This window comes from Collimonas rhizosphaerae (assembly GCF_038896935.1).
In the GTDB taxonomy this organism is placed as follows: Bacteria; Pseudomonadota; Gammaproteobacteria; order Burkholderiales; family Burkholderiaceae_D; genus Collimonas; species Collimonas rhizosphaerae.
Genome location: NZ_JBANDC010000006.1, coordinates 148,795 through 173,651 on the forward strand (window position 1 = coordinate 148,795; position 24,857 = coordinate 173,651).

Here is a 24,857-nt window from a genome sequence, read left to right on the forward strand (position 1 = left end):
ATGAATAAGCAAACTGAAGTTTTTATGAAACCAACGCCGCAAGGCAACAGTTCGGCCTGGGCCGAAGTCGGCCAGTCGCATCCGCACGAATCGGCGATATTGCATGTGCTGGGCGAAGCTACCTATACCGACGATATCCCGGAAGCGCAAGGCACTTTGCACGCCGCGCTCGGCATGTCGCAAAAGGCCCATGCCCGGATCCGTTCGATCAACTTCGACGCGGTGCGCAGCGCGCCTGGCGTGGTGGCAGTCTTCACCGAGGCCGACATCCCCGGCACCAACGACTGCGGTCCGATCCTCCACGATGATCCGATCCTGGCCAAGGACCTGGTCGAATACGTGGGGCAGCCGATCTTCGCGGTGGTCGCGGACAGCCACGACAATGCGCGCCGCGCGGTGCGCAAGGTGGTCATCGATTATGAAGAGCTGCCGGCCATCCTGACGCCGCAAGCGGCGCATGCGGCGAAATCCTATGTATTGCCGCCTATGCACCTGGCGCGCGGCAATGCGCAGCAAGCTTTCGAAACCGCGGCGCACCGCGTCAGCGGCCAGCTGTATGTCGGCGGCCAGGAACAGTTTTACCTGGAAGGCCAGATTTCCTACGCCATCCCGAAAGAACAGAACGGCATGCTGGTGCTGTGCTCGACCCAGCACCCCACCGAGATGCAACACGTGGTGGCGCATGCGCTGGGCGTGCATTCGCATAACATCGTGGTGGAATGCCGGCGCATGGGCGGCGGTTTCGGCGGCAAGGAATCGCAATCCGCCTTGTGGGCGGCAGTGGCGTCGATCGCCGCGGCCAAGCTGAAACGTCCGGTCAAGCTGCGCGCCGACCGCGACGACGACATGATGGTGACCGGCAAGCGCCATTGCTTCTATTACGATTACGAAGTGGGTTACGACGACGCCGGCCGGATTGTCGCCGCAAAAGTCGACATGGTGAGCCGCGCCGGCTTCTCGGCCGACCTGTCGGCGCCGGTGGCTACCCGCGCGGTCTGCCATTTCGACAATACCTACTACCTGTCCGATGTCGACATCAAAGCGAGCTGCGGCAAGACCAATACCCAGTCGAACACCGCCTTCCGCGGTTTTGGCGGCCCGCAGGGCGCGATTGCGATCGAATACATCGTCGATGAAATCGCCCGCAACCTGGGCCGCGATCCGCTCGATATCCGCAAACTGAATTTCTACGGCCGCAACGATGAAGAAGGCCGCAACGTCACCCAGTACGGCCAGAAAATCGTCGACAACGTGATCCATGAACTGGTGGCCGAACTCGAAGCCAGCAGCGAATACCGGCAACGGCGCGCCGCCATCGAAACCTTCAACGCCGGCAGCCCGGTGCTGAAAAAAGGCTTGGCGCTGACCCCGGTCAAATTCGGCATCGCCTTCAACGTCACCCACTTCAACCAGGCCGGCGCGCTGGTCCACGTGTACACCGACGGCTCGGTGCTGGTCAATCACGGCGGCACCGAAATGGGCCAGGGCATCAATACCAAGGTGGCGCAGGTCGTGGCGCATGAACTCGGGATCCCGCTGGAACTGGTGCGCGTCAGCGCCACCGACACCAGCAAGGTCGCCAACACGTCGGCCACTGCGGCGTCCACCGGTGCCGACCTGAACGGCAAGGCCGCGCAGGATGCCGCCCATACGATTCGCCGGCGCCTGGCGGAGTTCTTCGCCAAATTGCATGGCGGCGACGCCAAGGCGGTGGTGTTCGCCGCCGGCGCAGTCCATCTCGGCGAACACAGCATGGCTTTCGGCGACCTGGCGCAGAAAGCGTATCTGTCGCGGGTCCAGTTGTGGTCGGATGGTTTCTACGCCACGCCAGGCTTGCACTGGGATCCGAAAACCATGACCGGCCGCCCGTTCTCCTACTTCGCTTACGGCGCCTCGGTGTCGGAAGTGGTGGTCGACACCTTCACCGGCGAATGGAAGCTGCTGCGCGCCGACGCCTTGTACGATGCCGGCCAGTCGCTCAATCCGGCGCTGGACATCGGCCAGGTTGAAGGCGCTTTCATCCAGGGCATGGGCTGGCTCACCACCGAAGAACTGTGGTGGAACAAGGACGGCAAGCTGATGACGCACGCACCGTCGACTTACAAGATCCCGGGCGTTTCCGACTGTCCCCAGGATTTCCGCGTCAAGCTGTTCAAGAACCGCAACGTCGAAGACAGCATCCATCGCTCCAAAGCCGTCGGCGAACCGCCTTTGCTGCTGCCGTTCTCTGTCTTTTTCGCGATCCGCGATGCGATCGCCAGCGTCGGCGGCAAGCGCTTCAATCCGCCGCTGAACGCACCGGCGACCAGCGAAGCGATCCTGAAGTCGGTCGACGCGGTGCGCGCCATGGCGCGCGCTGCCTGACCGGGAGGCACATCATGAGCAACTGGCTGGACGCACTCACCACGCTGATTACGCAACCCGCGCAAACCACCACGGCGATCCTGGTCACCGTGGCCCAGGTCGAAGGTTCCGGTCCGCGCGAGCCGGGCGCAAAGATGGTGGTGACCGCAGTCGGGCAGTTCGACACCATAGGCGGCGGCCATCTCGAATTGCAGGCGGTCAGGATTGCCCGCGAGATGCTGGACGAAGGCTTGTCGCTGAGCCGCGAGCGCCGCTTGCAGCGTTTTTCTCTCGGGCCATCGCTGGGCCAATGCTGCGGCGGCGTGGTACACCTGGCGTTTGAACGGGTGACCCCGGCCGCGGCCGACTATTTCAGTTTCCTGCAGCGCCGCCTGCGCGAAGCAGAGGACAGCTGGCGCCTGGTGGCGCTGGACGACGCCGCGCCGCCGGCTTTGTGCGACGGCGACGGCGAACGCCTGCACGGACCGGGACGGTTGCCGACCCTGCCCTCTTTGTCGACGCCATCCGTCAACGCCCTCGGCGCCTGCCTGGTCTTGCGCGACGATAACGGCAAGCGCTGGCTGCTCGATGCCTGCCTGGCGACCCGGCCGCTGCTGTTCCTGTTCGGCGCCGGCCATGTCGGCGCGGCCATCGTCAGGGCGCTGGGCGACCTGCCGTGCCGGGTAGTCTGGATCGACGAGCGGGAAGAAATGTTCCCGGACGAATTGCCGGCCAATGTCCGCGTGGAAGCAACCGATACGCCGGAAGCCATCGTGGATGGCGCCCCGGCCGGCTCCAGCTTCCTGGTCATGACGCACAACCATGCGCTGGACCAGCGCTTGTCGGCGCAGATCTTGCAGCGCGACGGCGTGGCCTGGTTCGGCCTGATCGGTTCGAAAAGCAAACGCATGCAGTTCGAACATCGTCTGCACGAGCGCGGCATTGCTCTTGAACGGCTGGCCGACATGGTCTGTCCGATCGGCATCCCGGGCATTGTCGGCAAGGAGCCGGCGGTCATCGCCGCCTCGGTCACCGCGCAGCTGCTGCAGGTCTGGGAACAGATCGCCAGGCAACAGCAGACCGCGGCGCCGCAGTTGCACTCGCAGCTGGTCAGCCCGATATAGTTCGCATCAGTTATTCATAGCAGCGCTTGCACGCGCTTTCATTCAAGGATAGTTTCATGGCAGTCATCAGCTTCAGCAATATCGACCAATCCTCCTTGCAGGCATACCGCGCCGGCGTTCTCCATTTCCATGCCGATCCGGCGCACCATGCCGACGCTTATGCATGGCATGAAGACGGCTTGCTGCTGGTGGCCGACGGCAAGGTGGTGGCGGCCGGCGATTACCAGCAGCTGTCGGCGCAATTGCGGGCTGAGCTGAAAGGCGAACTGAAGATCCAGGACTACCGCGGCAAGATCATCATGCCCGGCTTCATCGATACCCACCTGCACTACCCGCAAACCGACATGATCGCGTCGCCGGCGCCGGGTTTGCTGCCGTGGCTGGAAAAATATACGTTCCCGACCGAGCGCAAGTTCAGCGATCCGGCCCACGCCAAGGATGTCGCCACCTTCTTCATCGATGAGTTGCTGCGCTGCGGCACCACCACCGCGATGGTGTACTGCACCGTCAATCCGGTTTCGGTGGATGCCTTCTTCAGCGCCAGCGAAGCACGCAACCTGCGCATGGTGACCGGCAAGGTGCTGATGGACAGGAATTGTCCTGAGTTCCTGCAAGACACCGCCGAAGGCGGCATCCGCGACAGTGAAGAGCTGCTGAAGAAATGGCACAAGCGCGGCCGCCAGCTGTATGCAATCACGCCGCGTTTTGCGCCGACCTCCAGCAACGCCCAGCTGCAACTGGCTGGCGAGCTGGCGCAGGCGCATCCGGACGTCTACCTGCAAACCCACGCTGCGGAAAATATCGATGAAGTTGCCTGGGTTAAGTCGCTGTTCCCCGAATCGCGCAGCTACATGGATGTTTACGACAAATACGGCATGCTGCGTCCGCGCTCCATGTACGGCCATTGCGTCTGGCTCGATAACCATGATCGCCAGCGCATGGCGGAGACGCAATCGGCTATCGCGATCTGTCCGACTTCCAACCTGTTCCTCGGCAGCGGCCTGTTCGATTTCAAAGGCGCCGATGCGGCGGCCGTGCCGTTGTCGCTGGCGACCGACGTCGGCGGCGGCACCAGTTTCTCCATGCTGCAAACCATGAACGAAGCCTACAAGGTGGCGCGCATGGCGACCACCTACCTGCCGGCAATGCGGATGTTCTACCTGGCGACGCTGGGCGGCGCGCGCAGCATGCAGCTGGAAGGCACGATCGGCAATTTCGCGGCCGGCGCCGAAGCCGATTTCATCGTGCTCGATCCGCAAGCCACGCCGCTGCTGGCGCGCCGCAGCGAACGTACCGAGAGCCTGGAAGAACTGCTGTTTGCGCTGGCCTTGCTGGGCGACGACCGGGCGATTGCCGCGACCTATGCCGCCGGCAAGCTGGTGCATAGCCGGACTGCGGCCAGCCAGTAAAAAAACAGCCCGGTTTGACCGGGCTGGCTGCTTGCATCAGCGTCGTTGCCAATCGTGTTTCATGGCCGCAGCGCATACTTGTTTTCGCTGACGCATTCATAGCGTTGCAAGACATTGCCGCTGTCGTCGACGCTCTCCAGGTACACATCAAACTGCCACAGGCGCGCCATATGCCGCAGGATTTCGTCGGTGCCGTCCGCCAGCGGCCGGCCGTCGCTGCGGAAATGGCGCAGCGTCAGGCTGCGGTCGCCGCGTGTGTTGACCGACCAGACCTGGATGTTCGGTTCGCGGTGGTTGATGTCGTACTGCCGTGACAGGGCTTGCCGCACATACTGGTAACCGGCGTCGTTATGGATCGCCGAGACTTCCAGTTCGCTGCGGTTCTCGTCGTCCAGTACCGCGAACAGGCGCATGTCGCGTATCAGCTTCGGCGACAGGTACTGGGCGACAAAACTCTCATCCTTGAAATTGCGCATCGCGTAATGCAAGGTGTCCAGCCAAGGCGTTCCCGCCAGTTCGGGAAACCATTGCCGGTCTTCGTCGGTGGGCTTTTCGCAGATGCGGCGGATGTCGCTCATCATGCCGAAGCCCAGCGCATACGGATTCATGCCGCTGTAATACGATTTGGTCACCGGCGGCTGGTACACCACATTGCTGTGCGAATGCAGGAACTCCATCATGAAGCCGTCGGTCAGCTTGCCCTCGTCGTACAGCGTGTTGAGGATGGTGTAATGCCAGAACGTGGCCCAGCCTTCATTCATGACCTGGGTCTGGCGCTGCGGATAGAAATACTGTGCGATCTTGCGCACGATGCGGATCACTTCGCGTTCCCATGATTCCAGCAGCGGGGAATTCTTTTCGGCGAAATACAGCAGGTTCTCTTGCGTCTCGGGCGGGAAGCGCCCTTCCACCTGCTCGGCCGCTTCCGATTTTTTCTCCGGCAAGGTGCGCCACAATTCATTGACCTGCGATTGCATGTATTCGGCCCGCTCGCGCCGTTGCGCCCGCTCTTTTTCCAGCGACAGTTTCTGCGGCCGCTTGTAGCGGTCGACACCGTAATGCATCAAGGCATGGCAGGAATCGAGCAGTTCCTCGACCTTGGAAAAACCGTAGCGTTCTTCGCATTCGGCAATGTAGGCCTTGGCATAAACCAGGTAATCGATGATGGCGTGGGCGTCGGTCCACAGCTGGAACAGGTAGTTGCCCTTGAAGAAAGAATTATGCCCATACGCCGCATGCGCCACCACCAGCGCCTGCATGGTCATGGTGTTTTCTTCCATCAGGTAGGCGATGCAGGGATTCGAATTGATGACGATTTCGTAGGCCAGCCCCATCTGTCCGCGCTTGTAGTCGCGTTCGGTCATCAGGAAATGCTTGCCGAACGACCAGTGCCGGTAATTCACCGGCATGCCGGCGGAAGCATAGGCATCCATCATCTGTTCGGCGGTGATGATTTCGAGCTGGATGGGATAGATATCCAGCTTGTAATTGGCCGCGACGCGGGCAATCTCATCGTTGTACAGCTCGATCAGGTCGAAAGTCCAGTCGGACGGACAAGGCAAGGGCTGGCGGATCAGACGGTCGTTCATGACTGCACCTGCTTTTCAAACAGTTCGCGGAACACCGGATAGATCTCGCTGGCAGCCTGCACTTTTTTCATGGCAAACTGGGGATTGACCGCAGCGATCTGCTGATATTCTGTCCATAGGTTCTGTTCTTCGACGGTAACCTGGATGTAGGCGAAATAGCGCGAGCGCGGCAGTATTTCAAGTTCCAGCAGCTGCCGGCATTTGGGCGAATCGTCATTCCAGTTATCGCCGTCGGAGGCTTGCGCGCCGTAGATATTCCAGTCGCCCGGCGGATAACGGTCGTCGATGATCTGCTTCATCAGCTCCAGCGCGCTCGATACTACCGTGCCGCCGCTTTCCTGGGAATGAAAGAAGGTTTCTTCATCGACCTCGTCGGCGCGCGTGTGATGGCGGATGAAAACCACTTCGATATGTTCATAGTTACGGGTCAGGAACAGGTAAAGCAGGATAAAGAAACGCTTCGACAAGTCTTTGCGCTGCTCATCCATCGAGCCCGATACGTCCATCACGCAAAACATCACGGCCCGGCTTGACGGCTGCGGCACCTTGACCCGGTTGACGTAGCGCAGGTCGAAAGGATCGATGAACGGAATGCGCCAGATGCGCCCCTTCAGGTGATGGATATCGTCCTCCAGGCGCTTGATTTCATCACGCCGGTCTTGCGGATCGGCCTTGAGCGTCTCCATCAGCAATTCCAGCTCGCGCAGCTTGACCACCAGCGGCGAACCAAGCGCAATCCGGCGTCCCAGCGAGCTGCGCAGGGAACGCACGATGTCGATGTTGTTGGGCGTGCCGTCTGTCGAATAGCCGGCGCGCATGTTTTTCCAGCTCGGCACCGCCAGCAGGTTGGTCTTGATCAGGCGCGGCAACTCCAGGTCTTCAAAGAAATACTGCATGAATTCTTCGCGCGAGAGCTGGAACACGAACTCGTCTTCGCCTTCGCCGTGGTCGCTGGCCGAGCTGCCGCCACCGCCCTGGCCGCCTTCCGGGCGGGCAATGCGGTCGCCTTGCAGGTAATCCTGGTTGCCGGGATGGACCATCTCGCGCTTGCCGCCGGGGCCGTGGCCGAATACCGGTTCGCTGATGCCCTTGCGCGGGATGCTGATGCTCTTGGCGTTCTCGATTTCCTTGATGCCGCGGTCGCGCACGGCTTCCGTCACCGAGCGATGGATGGCCGCCCGGAAGCGCCGCAAGAAACGCTCCCGGTTGGCAATGCTTTTGTTCTTGCCAGACAGTCTACGGTCGATTATCTGATGCAACACGGTCGGCTCTCCTAGGGTGAGTCGCTGCATTTATCCAATGCGTGCCCAATTCCCACCTTACGACGATTTGCGCACGCGCAGATACCATTCGCACAGCAAGCGCACCTGTTTCGGCGTGTAACCCTTGCTGACCATGCGATTGACGAAATCTTCATGCTTGCGCAATTCTTCGTTCGAACCTTTGGCGTTGAATGAAATGACCGGTAACAAGTCTTCGGTATTCGAGAACATTTTCTTCTCGATCACCACGCGCAGTTTTTCGTAACTGGTCCAGAGCGGATTCTTGCCGGCGTTCGAGACCCGTGCGCGCAACACGAAATTAACGATTTCGTTACGGAAATCCTTGGGATTGCTGATGCCGGCAGGTTTTTCGATTTTTTCCAGCTCGCCGTTCAAGGCCGCGCGGTCAAAGCTTTCGCCGGTGTCATGGTCGCGGAATTCCTGGTCCTGTATCCAGAAATCGGCATAGGTAACGTAGCGGTCGAAGACGTTCTGGCCGTATTCGGAATACGATTCCAGGTAGGCGGTCTGGATTTCCTTGCCGATGAACTCGGCATAACGCGTCGCCAGCGTATCTTTCACGTACGACAGGTATTTCTGCTCGACCTCTTGCGGGAACTGCTCGCGTTCGATCTGCTGTTCCAGCACATACATCAGGTGCACCGGATTGGCGGCCACTTCGGTCGAATCGAAATTGAATACGCGCGACAGTATCTTGAAAGCGAAGCGGGTCGAGACCCCGGTCATGCCCTCGTCGACACCGGCATAATCGCGGTATTCCTGGAACGACTTGGCTTTCGGATCGCTGTCCTTCAGGTTCTCGCCGTCATACACCTGCATTTTCGAGAAGATGCTGGAGTTCTCCGGCTCGCCCAGCCGCGTCAGGATGGAAAACTGCGCCATCATTTTCAGCGTGCCCGGCGCGCAGATCGCCTTGCCCAGCGATGAAGTGCGGATCAGCTTTTCGTAGATCTTGATTTCTTCCGACACCCGCAGGCAATACGGCACCTTGACGATGTAGATGCGATCCAGCAAGGCTTCGTTGTTCTTGTTGTTGCGGAACGCCTTCCATTCCGACTCGTTGGAGTGGGCCAGGATGATGCCGTCGAACGGGATCGCGCCGAAACCTTCGGTGCCCTTGAAATTGCCTTCCTGGGTTGCAGTCAGCAAAGGATGCAGCACCTTGATCGGCGCCTTGAACATTTCGACGAACTCCAGCAAACCCTGGTTCGACAGGCACAGCCCGCCGGAGTAGCTGTAGGCGTCGGCATCGTCTTGCGAATATTGCTCCAGCTTGCGGATATCGACCTTGCCGACCAGGGTGGAAATGTCCTGGTTGTTTTCATCGCCCGGCTCTGTCTTGGAAATCGCGACTTGCCGCAGGATCGACGGATAGCGTTTGACCACGCGGAACTTGCGGATGTCGCCGTTGAACTCATGCAGCCGCTTGACCGCCCACGGGCTCAGTATCGATTTGAGATAGCGGCGCGGGATGCCGTACTGTTCTTCCAGGATGGCGCCGTCCTCTTCGTAATCGAACAGGCCCAGCGGCGACTCGTTGACCGGCGATCCCTTGAGGGAATAGAACGGCACATGCTCCATCAATTGTTTGAGGCGTTCGGCGATCGACGATTTGCCGCCGCCCACCGGACCGAGCAGATAGAGGATCTGCTTGCGTTCTTCCAGGCCTTGCGCCGCGTGCCGGAAATAAGCGACCACTTGTTCGATCACTTCTTCAGCGCCGTAGAATTCCTTGAACGCCGGATAGACCTTGAGCACCTTGTTGGCAAAGATCCGCGACAAGGAAGGGTCGTGCCGCGTATCGACCTGATGCGGTTCGCCTATCGCCATCAGCATGCGTTCCCCGGCTGTTGCATAACAGCTGGGGTCAGTCTTACAAAGCGCAAGATATTCTTCTAAGGAAAATTCTTCTTCTCTGGTTTTGTCGAACCGACTCGCAAAGCTGCTGTAGATATCCATATCACCCCCGCATCAACGATGTTGCGAAAACAAATTGAAGATTATTTCTACCGAATTCGACCTCTTCAGATACGCACAGTTCCTTGGTCAGCCAGCTTCGTTTTTCGATGCGGCCCAGAAGAGGATTACACGATTTGATTCTAAACCTTTTTCTAAGATGCAACAGGGTTTTCTGTTTTTTCATTCCACGGTGCGACCTTGAATAAAATCAACATCCCCGGCAGCGCCAGCACAAAACATAAAATGAAAAAATGGAACCAGCCGGTTTCAGCAACAATATAACCGACCGAGGAATTGATAAAGGTGCGCGGCACCGCAGCAAGGCTGGTAAACAGGGCGTATTGGGTCGCCGTGTAGCGCGGATCGGTGGTGCGCGCGATATAGGCCACGAAAGCGGCGGTGCCGAGGCCGACGCCGAACGCCTCGCCGCCGATCACGATGGCCAGCACCAGCGGATCCGGGCCGGCCTGGGCCAGCCAGGCAAAACCGAGGATGGTCACAGCCTGCACCACGCCGAAGATCCACAAGGCGCGGTTAATCCCGATCTGCACCATCCAGATGCCGCCGACCAGGCCGCCGACCAGGCTGGCCCACAAGCTGGTGGTCTTGGAAATGACGCCGATCTGGGTCAGCGAAAAACCGAGATCGATATAAAACCTGGTAGCAAGCGCGGTCGCCATGCTGTCGCCGAGCTTGTACAGGAAGATGAAAGCCAGCACCCACAACGCGCTGCGCCAGCCGTCGCGGGCGATGAATTCCTGGAACGGCAATACCACAGCCTGCCGCAGGTTCTTGGGCGGCGCGCCGTATACCGCCGGTTCCTTGATCATCAGGGTACAGACCAGGCCCGGCAGCATGAACCCTGCCGTGATCCAGAATACCGCTTGCCAGCTCATGTGGTCGGCCAGGAACAGCGACAAGGCGCCCGGCACCATGCCCGCTACCTTGTAGGCGTTGACGTTGATCGCCGCACCCAGGCCCTGCTCGCTGTCGGGCAGGATCTCGCGCCGGTAGGCGTCGATCACGATATCCTGGCTGGCCGACAGGAACGCCACCAGCGACGCCATGAAGGCAATCGCCGCCACCTGGGCGTGCGGATCAAGCATGCCCATGCTGCCGATGGCGACGAACAGGCTGGCCTGGGTCAGCATCATCCAGCTGCGCCGGCGGCCCAGCTTGCCGAAATGAAAGCGGTCCATCAGCGGCGACCACAGGAATTTCCAGGTGTAGGGAAACATCACCAGCGCGAACAGGCCGAGCGCTTTCACATCAAGGCCGGATTTACTCAGCCAGGCTTGCAGCAAACTGAGCAGGATGAACAGCGGCAGGCCAGAACTGAAGCCGAGGAAGGCGCAGATCAGCATGCGCCGGTTGAGATAGTGATGCCAGGGATTTGAATCTGATGTCATGGATGCGCCCGCGGCGGCGGGAGTTCAGGATAAACCGCCAGGCTGCGGCTTCAGCAGCAGCCCGGCGGCATATCCTTTATTTTTTAGGTTATTTCTTACGAAATCGGAATACCGCAAGACTACCACGCCAGTTTGGCAGCACCGAGATCGGCCGGCCATCGTGCAGGGCGACGCATTCGAGCACTTCCAGGCCGACTTCATTGGCCAGCTCTTCAAAATCCTTGATGGTGGCGCAGCGCAGGTTGGGCGTGTCATACCATTCGTAAGGCAAGGACTTGGACACCGGCATACGCCCGCGCAACAGCGCTACCCGGTGCGGCCAGTAGGCAAAGTTGGGGAAGGAGACGATTGCTTCGCGGCCGACGCGGGCGATGTCGCGTAATACTCCTTCAACATTTTTCATCATCTGCAGCGCCGACAGGCACAGCACCGTGTCGAAGGCGTTGTCGGCGAACAGCGTCAATCCGGCTTCCATGTCTTGCTGGATCACCGAAACGCCGCGCGCCACGCAGACCGGAATCTTGGCGTCGTCGATTTCGACGCCATAACCCGCGCATTGCTTGTCGGACTGCAGGTAATCGAGCATGACGCCGTCGCCGCACCCCAGGTCCAGCACCTGCGACTCGCCGCGCACCCAGTGCGCGATAAAGGCCAGGTCGGGCCGCAAGCTGCTCAATTGATCAAAATTCATGTACTGCTCCTGCTGCTTCAGTCACTGCGCTCGGCGCCGCCGGCTGTTCCAGCTCCTGCCAGATCCGGTTGTAATATTCGCCCACCACGCTCATGTAACGCGGATCGTCCAGCAAAAATGCATCGTGGCCGTGCGGAGCGTCGATCTCGGCGTAGCTGACGCGGCGCTTGTTGTTGACCAGGGCCTGCACTATTTCACGGCTGCGTTCCGGCGAAAAACGCCAGTCGGTCATGAACGAGACCAGCAGGAACTGCGCCTGGGTCTTGCTCAAGGCGAGGGTCAGGTCGCCGCCGTATTCCTTGGCCGGATCGAAATAATCGAGGGCCTTGGTGATCAGCAGATAGGTGTTGGCGTCAAAGTATTCGGAGAATTTGTCGCCCTGGTAGCGCAGATAGGATTCGATTTCAAAATCGATGCCGAAGCCGAACTGGTAGGCGCCGGAACGCAGGTCGCGGCCGAATTTCTCGGCCATGTCGTCATCCGACAGATAGGTGATGTGGCCCACCATGCGCGCCACCCGCAAACCGTTCTTGGGCACCACGCCATGGGCGTAATAATCGCCGCCATGGAAACCGGGATCGGTCAGGATAGCCTGGCGCGCGACGTCGTTGAAAGCAATGTTCTGCGCCGACAGCTTGGGGGTCGACGCAATCACCACGCAATGCCGCAGGCGGGTTGGATAAGCCAGGCTCCAGGCCAGCGCCTGCATGCCGCCCAGCGAACCGCCCATGACGGCGGCGAACTGCCTGATGCCAAGCGCATCGGCCAGGCGTGCTTGCGCTTGCACCCAGTCTTCCACGGTCACCACCGGGAATTCCGCGCCGTATGGCTTGCCGGTGGCGGCATTGATGTGCATCGGACCGGTCGAACCGAAACAGGAACCCAGGTTGTTGACGCCGATGACGAAGAACTTGCTGGTGTCGAGCGCCTTGCCCGGCCCCACCATGTTGTCCCACCAGCCGACATTCTTTTCATCGTCCTGGTACACGCCGGCGACGTGATGCGAGGCGTTCAGGGCGTGGCAGACCAGCACCGCATTCGACTTGTCGGCGTTGAGGCTGCCGTAGGTTTCATACACCAGCGTGTAATCCGCCAGCAGCGCGCCGCTTTGCAACTGCAGCGGCGTCGCGAAATGCATGGACTGCGGGGCTACTATTCCTTGGGACATGGCTGGTACGGTAGGCATGAGAGTTGTATGGAAATAAAAAAAGCCCGAGAGCTTTCGCTAATCGGGCTAAATTCTGGGCTTGTACGTCAAGCTCGCTTTAGCCGTATTTATTTGGCATCGCCTGGTCCTTGGACCGGGTGATGCCGCGCGCCCGCAAGCTGAGGTGGTGAAACCATTCAAATCGGCGCGATAAGCTTAAGAATAACCAAGTCGGGGCCTGGCGTCAAACCTGAACGCATGGAACAGGTAATTATTATGCGGTCATGCGCATCTGGTTGACTGCCGCCGCAATCGCGCTCGGCTCGGTGTTGCGCAGGATTTTCCGGGTTTGCAGCGTCAGTTCGTCCAGGTCGCTGTTCAGTACTTCCTGCTTCACCGCCAGCAGCTGCGCCGGATGCATGGAAAATTCCAGCAAACCCATGCCCAGCAGCAATCGGGTGAACTTGACGTCGCCCGCCATTTCGCCGCAGACCGACACCGGGATGCCGGCCTTGCGCCCCAGCGCGATCACGGTCGACAGCAGGAACAGGACCGCCGGGTGCAGCGGATTATACAAATGCGCTACTTCGTGGTCGACGCGGTCGATCGCCAGCGTGTACTGGATCAGGTCATTGGTGCCGATCGACAGGAAATCCATGCGCTTGATGAACATCGGCAAGGCCAGCGCAGCTGCCGGGATTTCGATCATGGCGCCGGTCTGGATCGCCTCGTCGAAGGCGACGCCTTCATCGCGCAGCTGCTGCTTGGCTTGCGCGATCATGGCCAGGGTCTGGTCGATCTCGAAAGCATGCGCCAGCATCGGGATCAGCAGCTTGACCTTGCCAAAGGCCGAAGCGCGCAAGATTGCCCGCAGCTGCGTCAGGAACAGCTGCGGCTCGGCCAGGCAGTAGCGGATCGCGCGCAGGCCCAATGCCGGGTTGAGCGCGGTCTGTTCTTCGGTGTTGATGGGCTTGTCGGCGCCGACGTCCAGCGTGCGGATCGTCACCGGCCGGCCCTTCATCGCCGTTACTGCCTGCCGGTAGGATTCGAACTGCTCATCCTCGGTCGGCAGCTCGTGCTGGGGGCCGATGCGGCCCATGAACAGGAATTCCGAACGGAACAGGCCGACCCCGCTGGCGCCGGCATCCATCGCCGCCGCGCAATCGCTGGGCAGTTCAATGTTGGCCAGCAGGCTGATTTCCGTGCCGTCCAGGGTCACCGCGCGGGTCTTCTTGATCTTGCCGAGTTTCCTGCGCGAACGCAGCAGGTGCACCTGCCGTTCGCGGTATTGTTTGAGTATCACTGTTGCCGGGTCGACAATGACAACACCGGCGTCGCCGTCGATGATGATCCAGTCGTCCTGCTTGATCAGGCGCGAAGCGTTGTTCATGCCGACCGCGGCCGGGATATCCAGGCTGCGCGCGACGATCGCGGTATGCGAATTCTGGCCGCCGAGGTCGGTGACGAAACCAGCGAACGCGCGGTCGCGGAACTGCAGCATGTCGGCCGGGGAAATGTCATAGGCGACCACCACGATATTGGCGAACGAAGCGCCGTCGCTGTCGACTTCCGGCAACCGGGTGGAGGTGCCGGTCAGCACTTTCAGCAGGCGTTCGCCCACCTGCAGCACATCCATCTTGCGCTCGCGCAGGTAGGTGTCTTCGATTTCATCGAACTGCGCCGACAATTCGTCGATCTGGGTTACCAGCGCCCACTCGGCGTTGTATTGGCGGTTGCGGATGATATCGAGCGACATCTCGGCCAGCATCGGGTCCGACAGGATCAGCAGGTGGACGTCGACAAAGGCGCCCAGCTCGGGCGGCGATTCTTTCGGCAGGTCGGCGCGTATGGTCTGCAGCTCGGTACGCACCCTGGTGACGGCGTTCTGCAAGCGCTGGACTTCGGCTTCGACCTCGGTTTCGCCGATCAGGTAATGTTTGACGTCCATCGCCGCCGGCGCCAGCAGATGGGCGCGGCCGATCGCGATGCCGCGTGAAACCGGGATGCCGTGTAAGGTGAAAGATGCCATCTGGTCGCCCAATTTTATACATTGTGGAGCAGGACCCGGGAGACGCCTGGATCAACCTTGCGGCGAATTGCGCTCCCGGTGCGGCCCTGTCCTCAACTGACTAGATAAAACGTTTAAATTGCAAAGAAAATAATTGGGCAGTGCCCGGACACGCGTCTCGGCGCGTCCGTTCACAAATCAGGATCATTCCCCCTCGCCGAACTTGTCTTGAATCAGCTGGTATAAGGCATCAAAGCAGGTCTTCTCATCCTCGCCGTCGGCTTCCAGCAATATCGTGCTGCCCTTGCCGGCCGCCAGCATCATCACGCCCATGATCGACTTGGCGTTGACGCGGCGCTTGTTGCGGGTCATCCAGACTTCACTTTTGAATTTGCTTGCCAGTTGCGTAAATTTGGCTGACGCGCGAGCGTGCAAGCCGAGTTTGTTGATGATTTCGATTTCTTGTTGAATCATTTGTCTTTTATCTAATATTGGATTTATTGAAAGACCCGGCCCTGGCAAATCAGTGCGCCACCCGCACCCGGTTATCGACCCTGACCGCCCCGCCCTGGCCGCCGGCCAGCGCCATTTCGGTCACCACGTCCAGCGTGTCGTTGCGATAGGTCAAGGCGCGCAGCAGCATCGGCAAGCTGATGCCGGCAATCACCTGGGTCTGGTTGCCGGTGCAAAACGGCAGCGTGCAATTGGATGGCGTACCGCCCATGACGTCGGTAATCACCAGCACCCCCGAACCATCGTCCAGGCGTGCAGCGGCCTGCTTGGCCAGTTTTTGCACTTCGACGGGATTCTGGTCGGCGACCACGTCGATCGCTTCAAGCCGCTCCGGCGTCTGGCGAAACACATGAGAGGCAGCCGCGATGAATGCCTGGCCCAGGGGGGCGTGGGTTAAAAGGAGAATGCCAATCATAGTTTCAATTTCAAATCCGGCTTACGGATTCGTCCCGGTTTACAACGGTTTTACAGCAACGACCATCCTGGTCCACAGCTTTGGCTGTCAACAACCAGAACAACAAAATAAGTTACAGCGCCGCTTCCAGCGCGTCGATAAACATCTCGGCGACATCAAAACCGGCCTGCTGCTTGATTTCCTGGAAGCAAGTCGGGCTGGTGACGTTGACTTCAGTCAGATAATCGCCAATCACATCTAATCCTACCAGTAACAGGCCGCGCTGTGATAACACCGGCCCAAGTGCTTCGCCGATTTCACGGTCGCGCGCCGTCAGCGGCTGCGCCACGCCGACGCCGCCGGCCGCCAGGTTGCCGCGCACCTCGCTGCCTTGCGGAATCCGCGCCAGCGAATAGGGCACGACTTTACCGCCAATTACCAGCACGCGCTTGTCGCCGGCGACAATTTCCGGGATGAAGCGCTGGATCATGATGGTGCGATGGCCGTTGTCGGTCAGGGTTTCGATGATCGAGCCCAGGTTCAGGCCGTCTTGCCGCACCCGGAAAATACCGGTGCCGCCCATGCCGTCGAGCGGCTTCAGGATCACATCCTGGTGTTCTGCGTGGAAGGCGCGCAAGCGTGCCGCATCGCGCGTCACCAGGGTCGGCGAGGTGTATTTGGAGAATTGGGCAATCGCCAGCTTTTCATTGTGGTCGCGGATCGCCTGCGGTTTGTTGAATACCCGGGCGCCTTGTGTTTCCGCCAATTCCAGCAGGTAGGTGGTGTAGATGTACTCCATGTCGAAAGGCGGGTCCTTGCGCAACAGGATCGCATCGAATTCCGACAGGAACATGGCGGCGGGCGCGCTGGCCCGGTACCAGTCCTTGTCGTCGCCGGTCAGGCTGACGCGCACCACGTTGGCGGTGACAACCCCGCTTTCCAGCGCCATGTCCTTTTGCTCGAACGCATAGATGGTGTGGCCGCGCTTGACGGCTTCGACCATCATGGCGTAAGTCGAATCCTTGTACGTCTTGAAGGTATCCAGCGGATCGGCGAGGAAAGCTATTTTCATTTTCTATCCTGTATTAGTATTCTTTGCACATCAATCGTTTTATCTGATCAGTTGGGGACAGAGTCGCACAGACCGTGTAATTCGCCACGCTGCGGTGGCTCTTAAACCCTACCCGGGCAGCTCTGTCCCACAATCAGTATTCCTCTGGATTGGGATCGGTCTTTTCCATTTCAAGCGAAGCCGCCAGCAAACCGAGACGTGCGACCACGCCATACATATAGAAGCGGTTCGGCGCGGTAGTGCCCGGCTTGGCCAGCATGTCCGGCAGCGCATGCTGCTGGGCGAACGCCAGCGGCACGAAATGGGCGCCCGGCGCATTCAGGTTTTCATTGATGCCGCGTTCGGCATGCACGCGGTAAAAGCCGCCGACCACGTAACGGTCGATCATGTACACCACCGGTTCCGCCACCGCATCATTGATATGCTCGAAAGTATGCACGCCTTCCTGGATGATCAGGTCGTGGATTTCGCCGCCGGCCTTGCCCAGCGACAGCTTCTCGCGCTGCTTGCGGCTCAGCTCCTTGATCTGGCTGACGTCGGTCACGCTCATCACGCCCATGCCGTCGGTGCCGGCGTCGGCCTTGACGATCACGAACGGTTTTTCCGTGATGCCGTATTCCTTGTATTTCTTGCGGATCTTGGCCAGCAGCGAGCTGACGGCGGCCGCCAGCTTGTCGTCGCCGTCCGCCGCGTCGAAATCGACCTGGTCGACCTTGGCGAAGAACGGATTCAGCATCCACGGATCGACATCCACCAGCTTCGAAAACTTCTTCACCACTTCGTCGTAGGCCATGAAATGGTTGCTCTTGCGGCGCACGGTCCAGCCGGCGTGCAGCGGCGGCAGCACATTCTGTTCGTTCAGGTTCTCCAGTATCGACGGCGTACCGGAAGACAGGTCGTTATTCAGCAAAATGGTGCACGGGTCGAAATTCTTCAAACCCAGCCGGCGGCCGTTGGCGGAGCGCTCCATCGGCTCCAGCGTAATGGTGCTGCCGTCCGGCAATTCGATCGTCTGTGCTTCTTTCACGCTTTCATCGAGCGTACCCAGCCGTACATGCAAGCCGGTCTGGCGGAAAATCTGCATCAGCCGCGCCACGTTCTGCAGATAAAAGGTATTGCGCGTGTTCAGTTCCGGCAGCAGCAGCAGGTTCTTGGCGTCCGGACAATATTTTTCGATGGCTGCCATGGCCGCCTGTATCGCCAGCGGCAACATTTCGGGCGAAAGATTGCTGAATCCGCCCGGGAACAGGTTGGTATCCACCGGGGCCAACTTGTAGCCCGAGTTGCGCAGGTCGACCGAGCAATAGAACGGCGGCGTGTGCTCTTGCCATTCCATCCGGAACCAGCGCTCGATAGCCGGGGTGGCTGCGAGGATTTTCTTTTCCAGATCGAGCAAAGGGCCGTTCAGGGCGGTGACAAGGTGCGGAACCATATAAAACTTTCTTTTGGGAACTATGCAGCGAACTTGCGCAACTGCCCATGACAGGAATGTCTTTCAGGACTCCCATGACAGGCAAGAGACGCAGATTCTAACGGGAAATGCATTATTTCGCCGGTCTACCGCCGGGATGCCATCCACGGCGACGCTCCGGCAGGTGCGTCTATGAGCCAAGTTTACATCGGGCCGGTCGCGAATTTTTAAAGTCCCGGAAAAACAAAAAAGCGCCGTCAGGCGCCTTGTAAATCGTGTCACATTGTTATCGGATTCGAGCGTAATTGCCGCTAACCCCTCAGGATCAGATCCGTTTATACATGAAGCTGCTGTCGCTCAGCTTGCCGGTGGTCGAGCGGGCATAGGCGGGAACGATGCCGGCCAGTTCAAATCCGAGCGAGCTATACAGGGATTCCGCCGCGTCGCCGGTGCGTGTCTCCAGGAACAGCAGCGAGCGACCATCGGCGCGCGCAATCGTCTCTGTCTTTTGCATCAGCACGCGCGCCACGCCTTTGCGCCGCACGTCGGGATGCACCAGCAGCTTGGAAATCTCGGCGCGGTGGCGGCCGTTGGCCGGCGCCGCTAGCACCAGCTGCACGGTGCCGACGATCTGGCCGGCAAAGCGCGCCACCAGCAAGCGCCGGCCGCCGCTCACCAGCGAGCCGCTGACGCCGTACCAGAATGAAAAAGCATCTTCGGTATTCGGCGTATCCAGGAATCCGATGCTGGCGCCCTGCTCCACGCACGCCATCAGGATATCGGTGAGCGGCCCCACCACCTGATCGAACTGGTTCGCCTTGACGTCTTCAACCGTGCATGCGGTCAGGCGTTGCGGGGTGATGGTCGGGTCCAAGCTGGAATCTCCTGAAACGGCTACGTCAAAAAAACAAAATCCCAGGACGAGCCCGGGATTGCATCGAACATCGCACCGGATAGCCAATGCTGCAGCTATCCGGCGCAATCAGGCAGGACTCAGTCGTGATAAGCAGATTCGCCATGGCTGGAGATGTCCAGGCCTTCGCGTTCTTCTTCTTCGGTCACGCGCAAGCCCATGACGATGTCGACCAGCTTGAATGCGACCAGCGACACCACGCCCGACCAGACCAGGGTCGTCAGCACGCCTTCAAACTGGATCCACAGCTGGCCAGTGATCGAATAGTCTGGCAGCACTGCATTGGTGACATAGTCATAGATGCCGACGCCGCCCAGGCTAGGCGCCGCAAACACGCCGGTCAGCAATGCGCCCAGGATACCGCCGACGCCATGCACGCCGAACACGTCCAGCGCATCGTCCGCACCAAGCAGGCGTTTCAGGCCGGTGACACCCCACAGGCAGATGAAGCCAGCCAGCAAGCCCATGATCAGAGCGCCCATCGGGCCGACGAAACCGGCGGCAGGCGTAATCGCCACCAGGCCGGCGACCGCACCCGAAGCGCCGCCCAGCATCGACGGCTTGCCCTTGCCGATCCATTCACCGGCGCTCCAGCTCAACACCGCAGCGGCAGTCGCCAGCAAGGTATTGATGAAAGCCAGTGCGGCGCTGCCGTTGGCTTCCAGCGCGGAGCCGGCGTTGAAACCGAACCAGCCGAACCACAGCAGCGAAGCGCCGACCATGGTCAGGGTCAGGCTATGCGGCTTGAATGCTTCCTTGCCGAAGCCGACGCGCTTGCCGATCACGTACGAACCAACCAGGCCCGCGATAGCGGCATTGATATGCACCACGGTGCCGCCGGCGAAATCGAGCGCGCCCTTCTGGAACAGCCAGCCGCCGGTAGCGGTCAGTTTTTCCGCAGCAGCGGCGTCGGTAAAGCCATCAGGACCAGGCCAGAACCAGACCATGTGCGCCATCGGCAGGTAAGCGAACGTGAACCACAGGACCGTGAACACCAGGATCGCGGAGAACTTTGCGCGCTCGGCGAAGGCGCCGATGATCAGCGCACAGGTGATCGCGGCAAACGCCCCCTGGAACACCACGTAGGCAAACTCAGGCACTACCACGCCTTTGCTGAAAGTGGCGGCAACCGAATCCGGCGTCATGCCGTGCAAGAACAGGCGGCTGAATCCGCCGAAGAAGGCATTGCCCTCGGTGAACGCAATGCTGTAACCGTAAAGTATCCACAGTACGATGATCAGCGAGAACACCGTGAAGCATTGCATCAGCACCGACAGCATGTTCTTGCTGCGCACCAGGCCGCCGTAGAACAGGCCCAGGCCCGGCAAAGTCATCAGGATCACGAACGCGGTCGATACCAGCAGCCAGGCAGTATCGCCCTTGTTCGGCACCGGCGCCGCAGGCGCGGCGGCAGCCGGAGCGCTGGCGGCCGGAGCGGCCGCTGCCGGCGCCGCAGCAACCGATGCCGCAGGCGCGGCAGCCGGAGCTGCGGTGGAAGCATCCGCACTGGCAGCTGCCACGCTTGCGCTAGCGCTTGCCGATGCCTCGTCGGCGGCACGGGCCGGCAACATGGAAGTAGCCGCGATCAGCGAGCAAGCCGCCAAAATCGTAGCAAACGTACTTTTGATGTTCATATTTTTTATCCCCTTAGATTGCATCTTTGCCGGTTTCACCGGTACGAATACGAATAACTTCCTGCAGATCAAATACAAAAATCTTGCCGTCGCCGATCTTGCCGGTGCGCGCCGCGTTTTCAATCGCTTCTACCGCCTGTTCCAGGATGCTGTCGTCCACCGCTGCTTCGATTTTTGTCTTCGGCAGGAAGTCGACCACGTATTCGGCGCCGCGGTACAGCTCAGTATGCCCTTTCTGGCGGCCGAAACCCTTGACCTCGGTCACGGTAATGCCTTGCACGCCAATCGCCGAAAGCGCTTCGCGCACCTCGTCGAGCTTAAATGGTTTGATGATTGCTGTAATCAGTTTCATGTCGGCCTCGTTGTTTTATCGAATTTAGGAATTCAGCTCACTCAGGTTTTGCGTAATCCGGCTTTGCTTTAAGCTCATGTCCTGGTCAGTTGGGGACAGAGTAATTCTGTCCCCAATGCGTCAGAAGGTCTTCGCTACCGAAAACACTACCCCGTTGCGGCCCAGGTTCTTGCCGCTCGGGCTGACGTACGCGCCATCCTTGGCGTCGGTGCCGACATAGGCCAGTCCCAGCGTCACGCCGGCCAGCTGCTCAAAGGTCTTGGTGGCGCCGATTTTCCAGTCGGTGTAGCTGCCGAAGCTGAAATGCTCCACTGTCTGGTGGCCGAGGTGCAGCCCCAGCGTGACGCCCGCGCCGACATCGAAATTGGCGCCGGCATCGTAATAAGCGCTGTTCTTGCTGTCGACCGTGCCGAACAGGTTGGTCAGCGCATGCGAGTACTTGAAATAGGCCGGGCCGTAGCCGATCTGGCCATACAGCTCGAAAGTGTTGGCGTTGCGGCCGATCTGGCTGTAGTTGTTGGTCGGGTAGTAGTAGTACAGGCCGCCGACGTCATAGGTGAAGCCGCCAGGCAGTTCGCCGCGCTTGCCGCCGTAGATGTCCCATTCAACCGGGCCCTTGCCGCCGGTGCCGGTATGGGCGCTGTCGACCGCATCCTTGATCCACTTGATATTCGACAGCCAGGTGCCCGCATACAGGCCGGTAGGGTTGTTGGTGTAATCCGCACCGCCCTGTATCGCCGGGTCAAAACGCGTTTGCGAAATGCCGCGGAAGCGGTAGTCGTTGACCGCGCCAATGTTGTAACTGATCTCGTTATCCGGCTTGGCGTCTTCGGCGTGAGCGAGACCTGCGGAGAAACTTGCTGCTATTGCTGCGGCTAAAATCAGCTTTTTCATGGATGTCCCTGTTGGTATGTTGAATGAAAAACCGCTAAATCAGTACTCCTCGGACTTTCCATAGCAGAACCCATGCCAACTGCGCCGATCTCTCCTTTTCCATGGCTGCAGCCCCTTGTGGGGCGTTTTACTCACTGCTTTTACTGATTGTTAACTGCAGGATGTTCTTGCACAAAAAAATCGGCAAGGAAATGCACCATAATAATGCACGCATTTAATTGAGCATTATTTTGGTGCGAAAATATGAAGAGAAGACTACATGACGCCCTGTAGTCGGCTACAAATCAAGTCCAGGCTTGCCGCAGGGATAACAGTGCGCGCCCGATGGCCGCTTCGTCGACACCGGCAAAACCCAGCGCCAGGCCGGCTCGATGCTGCGGATTGACTGCTTGCCCAGGCAGGCAGAACCGGCTCATGGGATTGAGCTCAACGCCGGCGGCGATGGCCTTGGCCACCAGGTCAGCCTCCTGTCCGGCGCTCGCCAATGGCAGGCTCAGGTGCAAACCGGCGGCGACCTTGGGCAAAGGCAGCTGCTGTCCGAACAATGGCGCCCAGCCTTCCAGCAAGGCGTCACGGCGCGCGCGGCTGGCGCGCCGCATGCGCCGGATGTGGCGTTGGAAATGACCGGCCGCGATGAATTCGGCCATCACCGCCTGGTCCGCGGCCGGCGGATGGCGGTCGCCCATGGCGTGCAGCGCGGTCAGCGCCGGCACCAGCTTGGGCGGCAGCACCAGGTAGCCCAGCCGCAAACCGGGAAAGGCGATTTTTGAAAAGGTGCCGACATACAGCACGCGCCCGCTGCGATCGAGCGCCGCCAGCGGCGCCAATGGCGTGCCGTCGTAACGATATTCGCCGTCGTAATCGTCTTCGACGACCCAGGTGTTGTGGCGCTCGGCCCAGGCTAGCAGTTCGAGCCGGCGCGCCAGCGACAGCGTGACCCCGAGCGGATACTGGTGCGACGGCGTCACATACGCCATCCGGCAATCAGCGTGCTGCGCAAGTTGCGACGTGTCCATCCCATCCTGGTCCAGGGCAATCCCCACCAGCTGCGCGCCAACCACCGCCAGCGCTGCAGCTGCAGCCGGATAACAAGGATTTTCGATAGCGACCTTGTCGCCGGCATCGAGCAGCAATTGCGCGCACAGGGCAATCCCGTGCTGCGCTCCGGCCGTGATGACGATTTGCGACGGTTCGCAAGCCAGCCCGCGCGCCTGCCGCAGGTAGGCCGCAATCAGCTCGCGCAGCCGCAGGTTGCCGGCGGCGTCGCCGTAACCCATTTCCGCCAGCGGCGCACGACGCCAGAACTGGCTTTGCAGACGGCCCCAGATCTGGTTCGGAAACAAGTCATAGGCGGGAATCCCGAGCCGGAACGCGCGCGCCGGCCCGGCCGACATGCGGCGCCGTGTCTCATATCCGCTCAATCGCCCCTGCATGGCCGATTGCCGCATGGCGGGCGCTGCCGCGGCCTGCGCATCCGGCTCGGCAACAACTGCCGCCGCCAAGCCATCGGCATAGGTGCCGTCGCCCACCCTGCTGCTGATGTAACCCTCGGCGTACAGCTGCTCGTACGCCCGCACCACGGTATTGCGCGACACCTGCAAAGCCAGCGCCAGGTTGCGCGAAGTGGGCAGCTTGATGCGGTAAGTGCCGGGCGTGGCCAGGATCCGCCGGCGCAGCGCCAGGTAGAGCTGCTTGGCCAGGCCGTTGCCGCCGTCCAGCGTAATGCCGGCTGGATCGAGGTTCATCAACAGGAGCGGAGGCGCAATCTTCACATTGGACCTATAAATATAATCAATCTTGGATCTTTGATGATACCAACTTGCGGCGCTACGATAAACGCTGTTGTGCACCCGCAGGCATTTATCGTCATCGTATTTCCACAGGAGGTTATCTTGGCATCCGCACCACGTTCATCGATTCAGATCAAGCCGCTCAGCGAGCAGGATTTCGCCATCTGGCAGCCGCAATGGCAGGGCTACCAGGATTTTTATGAAGTCGATATTCCGCAAGCCACGCGCCTGGTCACCTGGCAGCGCCTGCTGGATCCGAAGGAACCGGCGTTCGGCGCGCTGGCGATGGCAGGCGGCGAGGCGGTCGGCCTGGTCCACTGGATTTTCCATCGTTCCTGCTGGACAGTGGAAGATTCCTGCTACCTGCAAGATTTGTACGTCTCGCCGCAACAGCGCGGCGCCGGCGTCGGCCGCCGGCTGATCGAGCATGTCTATGCGCAGGCCAAGGCGGCCGGCAGCACCCGCGTGCATTGGCTGACGCACGAAACCAACAGCACCGCGATGCAGCTGTACGACCGCATCGCGCAACGTTCCGGTTTCGTGCAATACCGCAAGCAGCTCTAGCGGCGGAAGGATGGGTGGTTATGGCTTAAACTGCCCCGCCGGACCAGAATTCCGATGTCGGGTTTGCCTGTATCGGTTATCATTTTTCTTATTTACCTTGAAGGGCCGATCATGAACAAACCCAACTTTTTTGACGACATCCAGGCCAAGATCAACCAGGCCATCGAAAACTCTCCCGCCAAGGATATCGAGAAAAACGTCAAGGCCATGCTGGGCCAGGGATTCTCCAAGCTGGACCTGGTCACGCGTGAAGAATTCGACGTGCAGGCCCAGGTGCTGGCAAGCGCCCGCGCCAAGCTCGAAGCGCTTGAGGCTCGCGTGACCGAGCTTGAAGCGCAATTGAAACGCCCTTGATGCC

Annotated in this window: 21 protein-coding genes; 5 read left to right on the top strand and 16 right to left on the bottom strand. The window is 60.0% G+C overall.

Going from position 1 to position 24,857, the window contains the following annotated elements:
* Genes xdhB through guaD form a run of 3 tightly spaced genes read left to right on the top strand, consistent with a single transcriptional unit; the run spans position 1 to position 4,876 of the window.
* The gene (xdhB, locus tag V8G57_RS10590) at positions 1-2,364 is read left to right on the top strand and encodes a xanthine dehydrogenase molybdopterin binding subunit (RefSeq protein ID WP_342829349.1); all 2,364 of its coding nucleotides are present in this window, start codon (positions 1-3) and stop codon (positions 2,362-2,364) included.
* A 14-nt stretch (positions 2,365-2,378) separates the two neighbouring features.
* Positions 2,379-3,467 (top strand): xanthine dehydrogenase accessory protein XdhC, encoded by a 1,089-nt coding sequence (gene xdhC, locus V8G57_RS10595; RefSeq protein ID WP_342829350.1) that lies wholly within the window; start codon positions 2,379-2,381, stop codon positions 3,465-3,467.
* A gap of 56 nt (positions 3,468-3,523) precedes the next feature.
* Positions 3,524-4,876 (top strand): guanine deaminase, encoded by a 1,353-nt coding sequence (gene guaD / locus V8G57_RS10600; RefSeq protein ID WP_342829351.1) that lies wholly within the window; start codon positions 3,524-3,526, stop codon positions 4,874-4,876.
* A 59-nt stretch (positions 4,877-4,935) separates the two neighbouring features.
* Here the strand turns inward: guaD and V8G57_RS10605 are convergent, their stop codons facing one another.
* The 16 genes from V8G57_RS10605 to pdxR form a co-directional block, all read right to left on the bottom strand.
* Complete coding sequence (locus V8G57_RS10605; RefSeq protein WP_092395459.1) at positions 4,936-6,465, bottom strand: SpoVR family protein; 1,530 nt, start codon at positions 6,463-6,465, stop codon at positions 4,936-4,938.
* Positions 6,462-7,727, bottom strand: a complete 1,266-nt coding sequence (locus V8G57_RS10610) for a YeaH/YhbH family protein (protein ID WP_092395461.1) — start codon at positions 7,725-7,727, stop codon at positions 6,462-6,464. Before V8G57_RS10610 ends, V8G57_RS10605 begins: the two co-directional genes overlap by 4 nt.
* Before the next feature lie 57 nt (positions 7,728-7,784).
* Positions 7,785-9,707, bottom strand: a complete 1,923-nt coding sequence (locus V8G57_RS10615; protein ID WP_092395463.1) for a PrkA family serine protein kinase — start codon at positions 9,705-9,707, stop codon at positions 7,785-7,787.
* 152 nt (positions 9,708-9,859) lie between these two features.
* Positions 9,860-11,116, bottom strand: a complete 1,257-nt coding sequence (locus tag V8G57_RS10620; RefSeq protein ID WP_092395465.1) for an AmpG family muropeptide MFS transporter — start codon at positions 11,114-11,116, stop codon at positions 9,860-9,862.
* A gap of 88 nt (positions 11,117-11,204) precedes the next feature.
* Complete coding sequence (gene metW / locus V8G57_RS10625) at positions 11,205-11,807, bottom strand: methionine biosynthesis protein MetW (RefSeq protein ID WP_092395467.1); 603 nt, start codon at positions 11,805-11,807, stop codon at positions 11,205-11,207.
* Positions 11,797-12,975: a homoserine O-succinyltransferase MetX gene (metX, locus tag V8G57_RS10630; protein WP_092395469.1), complete on the bottom strand. Its 1,179-nt coding sequence runs from the start codon at positions 12,973-12,975 to the stop codon at positions 11,797-11,799. Before metX ends, metW begins: the two co-directional genes overlap by 11 nt.
* 253 nt (positions 12,976-13,228) lie before the next feature.
* A complete protein-coding gene (ptsP, locus tag V8G57_RS10635) occupies positions 13,229-14,983 on the bottom strand; it encodes a phosphoenolpyruvate--protein phosphotransferase (RefSeq protein ID WP_092395683.1) in 1,755 nt (584 codons plus the stop codon).
* Positions 14,984-15,166: 183 nt separating this feature from the next.
* Positions 15,167-15,436: an HPr family phosphocarrier protein gene (locus V8G57_RS10640; RefSeq protein ID WP_092395471.1), complete on the bottom strand. Its 270-nt coding sequence runs from the start codon at positions 15,434-15,436 to the stop codon at positions 15,167-15,169.
* 49 nt (positions 15,437-15,485) lie between these two features.
* Positions 15,486-15,890, bottom strand: a complete 405-nt coding sequence (locus V8G57_RS10645; protein ID WP_092395473.1) for a PTS sugar transporter subunit IIA — start codon at positions 15,888-15,890, stop codon at positions 15,486-15,488.
* A gap of 112 nt (positions 15,891-16,002) precedes the next feature.
* Positions 16,003-16,941 carry a glutathione synthase gene (gshB, locus tag V8G57_RS10650; protein ID WP_092395475.1) on the bottom strand — a complete coding sequence of 313 codons (939 nt, stop codon included), beginning with the start codon at positions 16,939-16,941 and terminating at the stop codon, positions 16,003-16,005.
* A gap of 133 nt (positions 16,942-17,074) precedes the next feature.
* Positions 17,075-18,373: a glutamate--cysteine ligase gene (gene gshA, locus V8G57_RS10655; protein WP_092395477.1), complete on the bottom strand. Its 1,299-nt coding sequence runs from the start codon at positions 18,371-18,373 to the stop codon at positions 17,075-17,077.
* 304 nt (positions 18,374-18,677) lie between these two features.
* Positions 18,678-19,226, bottom strand: coding sequence for a GNAT family N-acetyltransferase (locus V8G57_RS10660; RefSeq protein WP_254784987.1), 549 nt, complete (start codon positions 19,224-19,226; stop codon positions 18,678-18,680).
* A 119-nt stretch (positions 19,227-19,345) separates the two neighbouring features.
* Positions 19,346-20,893: an ammonium transporter gene (locus tag V8G57_RS10665; RefSeq protein WP_425458266.1), complete on the bottom strand. Its 1,548-nt coding sequence runs from the start codon at positions 20,891-20,893 to the stop codon at positions 19,346-19,348.
* 19 nt (positions 20,894-20,912) lie between these two features.
* Entirely contained in the window at positions 20,913-21,251 is a 339-nt protein-coding gene (locus tag V8G57_RS10670) for a P-II family nitrogen regulator (RefSeq protein ID WP_014008135.1), read from the bottom strand.
* A gap of 120 nt (positions 21,252-21,371) precedes the next feature.
* Entirely contained in the window at positions 21,372-22,145 is a 774-nt protein-coding gene (locus V8G57_RS10675; protein ID WP_342829356.1) for a TorF family putative porin, read from the bottom strand.
* A 284-nt stretch (positions 22,146-22,429) separates the two neighbouring features.
* Positions 22,430-23,890: a MocR-like pyridoxine biosynthesis transcription factor PdxR gene (pdxR, locus tag V8G57_RS10680; RefSeq protein ID WP_342829357.1), complete on the bottom strand. Its 1,461-nt coding sequence runs from the start codon at positions 23,888-23,890 to the stop codon at positions 22,430-22,432.
* A gap of 147 nt (positions 23,891-24,037) precedes the next feature.
* On the opposite strand from pdxR, the gene V8G57_RS10685 reads away from it, so the two are divergent.
* A complete protein-coding gene (locus tag V8G57_RS10685; protein ID WP_342829358.1) occupies positions 24,038-24,499 on the top strand; it encodes a GNAT family N-acetyltransferase in 462 nt (153 codons plus the stop codon).
* A gap of 111 nt (positions 24,500-24,610) precedes the next feature.
* A complete protein-coding gene (locus V8G57_RS10690) occupies positions 24,611-24,853 on the top strand; it encodes an accessory factor UbiK family protein (RefSeq protein ID WP_342829359.1) in 243 nt (80 codons plus the stop codon).
* Positions 24,854-24,857 lie beyond the last annotated feature (4 nt).

Excerpts from the sequence above, each read along its gene's own strand:
- V8G57_RS10645 (WP_092395473.1), bottom strand. The coding sequence starts at position 15,890 with ATGATTGGCATTCTCCTTTTAACCCACGCCCCCCTGGGCCAGGCATTC.
- V8G57_RS10640 (WP_092395471.1), bottom strand. The coding sequence starts at position 15,436 with ATGATTCAACAAGAAATCGAAATCATCAACAAACTCGGCTTGCACGCT.
- xdhC (WP_342829350.1), top strand. The coding sequence starts at position 2,379 with ATGAGCAACTGGCTGGACGCACTCACCACGCTGATTACGCAACCCGCG.
- gshB (WP_092395475.1), bottom strand. The coding sequence starts at position 16,941 with ATGAAAATAGCTTTCCTCGCCGATCCGCTGGATACCTTCAAGACGTAC.
- guaD (WP_342829351.1), top strand. The coding sequence starts at position 3,524 with ATGGCAGTCATCAGCTTCAGCAATATCGACCAATCCTCCTTGCAGGCA.
- V8G57_RS10675 (WP_342829356.1), bottom strand. The coding sequence starts at position 22,145 with ATGAAAAAGCTGATTTTAGCCGCAGCAATAGCAGCAAGTTTCTCCGCA.
- xdhB (WP_342829349.1), top strand. The coding sequence starts at position 1 with ATGAATAAGCAAACTGAAGTTTTTATGAAACCAACGCCGCAAGGCAAC.
- gshA (WP_092395477.1), bottom strand. The coding sequence starts at position 18,373 with ATGGTTCCGCACCTTGTCACCGCCCTGAACGGCCCTTTGCTCGATCTG.
- V8G57_RS10615 (WP_092395463.1), bottom strand. The coding sequence starts at position 9,707 with ATGGATATCTACAGCAGCTTTGCGAGTCGGTTCGACAAAACCAGAGAA.
- V8G57_RS10670 (WP_014008135.1), bottom strand. The coding sequence starts at position 21,251 with ATGAAACTGATTACAGCAATCATCAAACCATTTAAGCTCGACGAGGTG.
- V8G57_RS10605 (WP_092395459.1), bottom strand. The coding sequence starts at position 6,465 with ATGAACGACCGTCTGATCCGCCAGCCCTTGCCTTGTCCGTCCGACTGG.
- metX (WP_092395469.1), bottom strand. The coding sequence starts at position 12,975 with ATGTCCCAAGGAATAGTAGCCCCGCAGTCCATGCATTTCGCGACGCCG.
- V8G57_RS10620 (WP_092395465.1), bottom strand. The coding sequence starts at position 11,116 with ATGACATCAGATTCAAATCCCTGGCATCACTATCTCAACCGGCGCATG.
- V8G57_RS10690 (WP_342829359.1), top strand. The coding sequence starts at position 24,611 with ATGAACAAACCCAACTTTTTTGACGACATCCAGGCCAAGATCAACCAG.
- metW (WP_092395467.1), bottom strand. The coding sequence starts at position 11,807 with ATGAATTTTGATCAATTGAGCAGCTTGCGGCCCGACCTGGCCTTTATC.
- pdxR (WP_342829357.1), bottom strand. The coding sequence starts at position 23,890 with ATGAACCTCGATCCAGCCGGCATTACGCTGGACGGCGGCAACGGCCTG.
- ptsP (WP_092395683.1), bottom strand. The coding sequence starts at position 14,983 with ATGGCATCTTTCACCTTACACGGCATCCCGGTTTCACGCGGCATCGCG.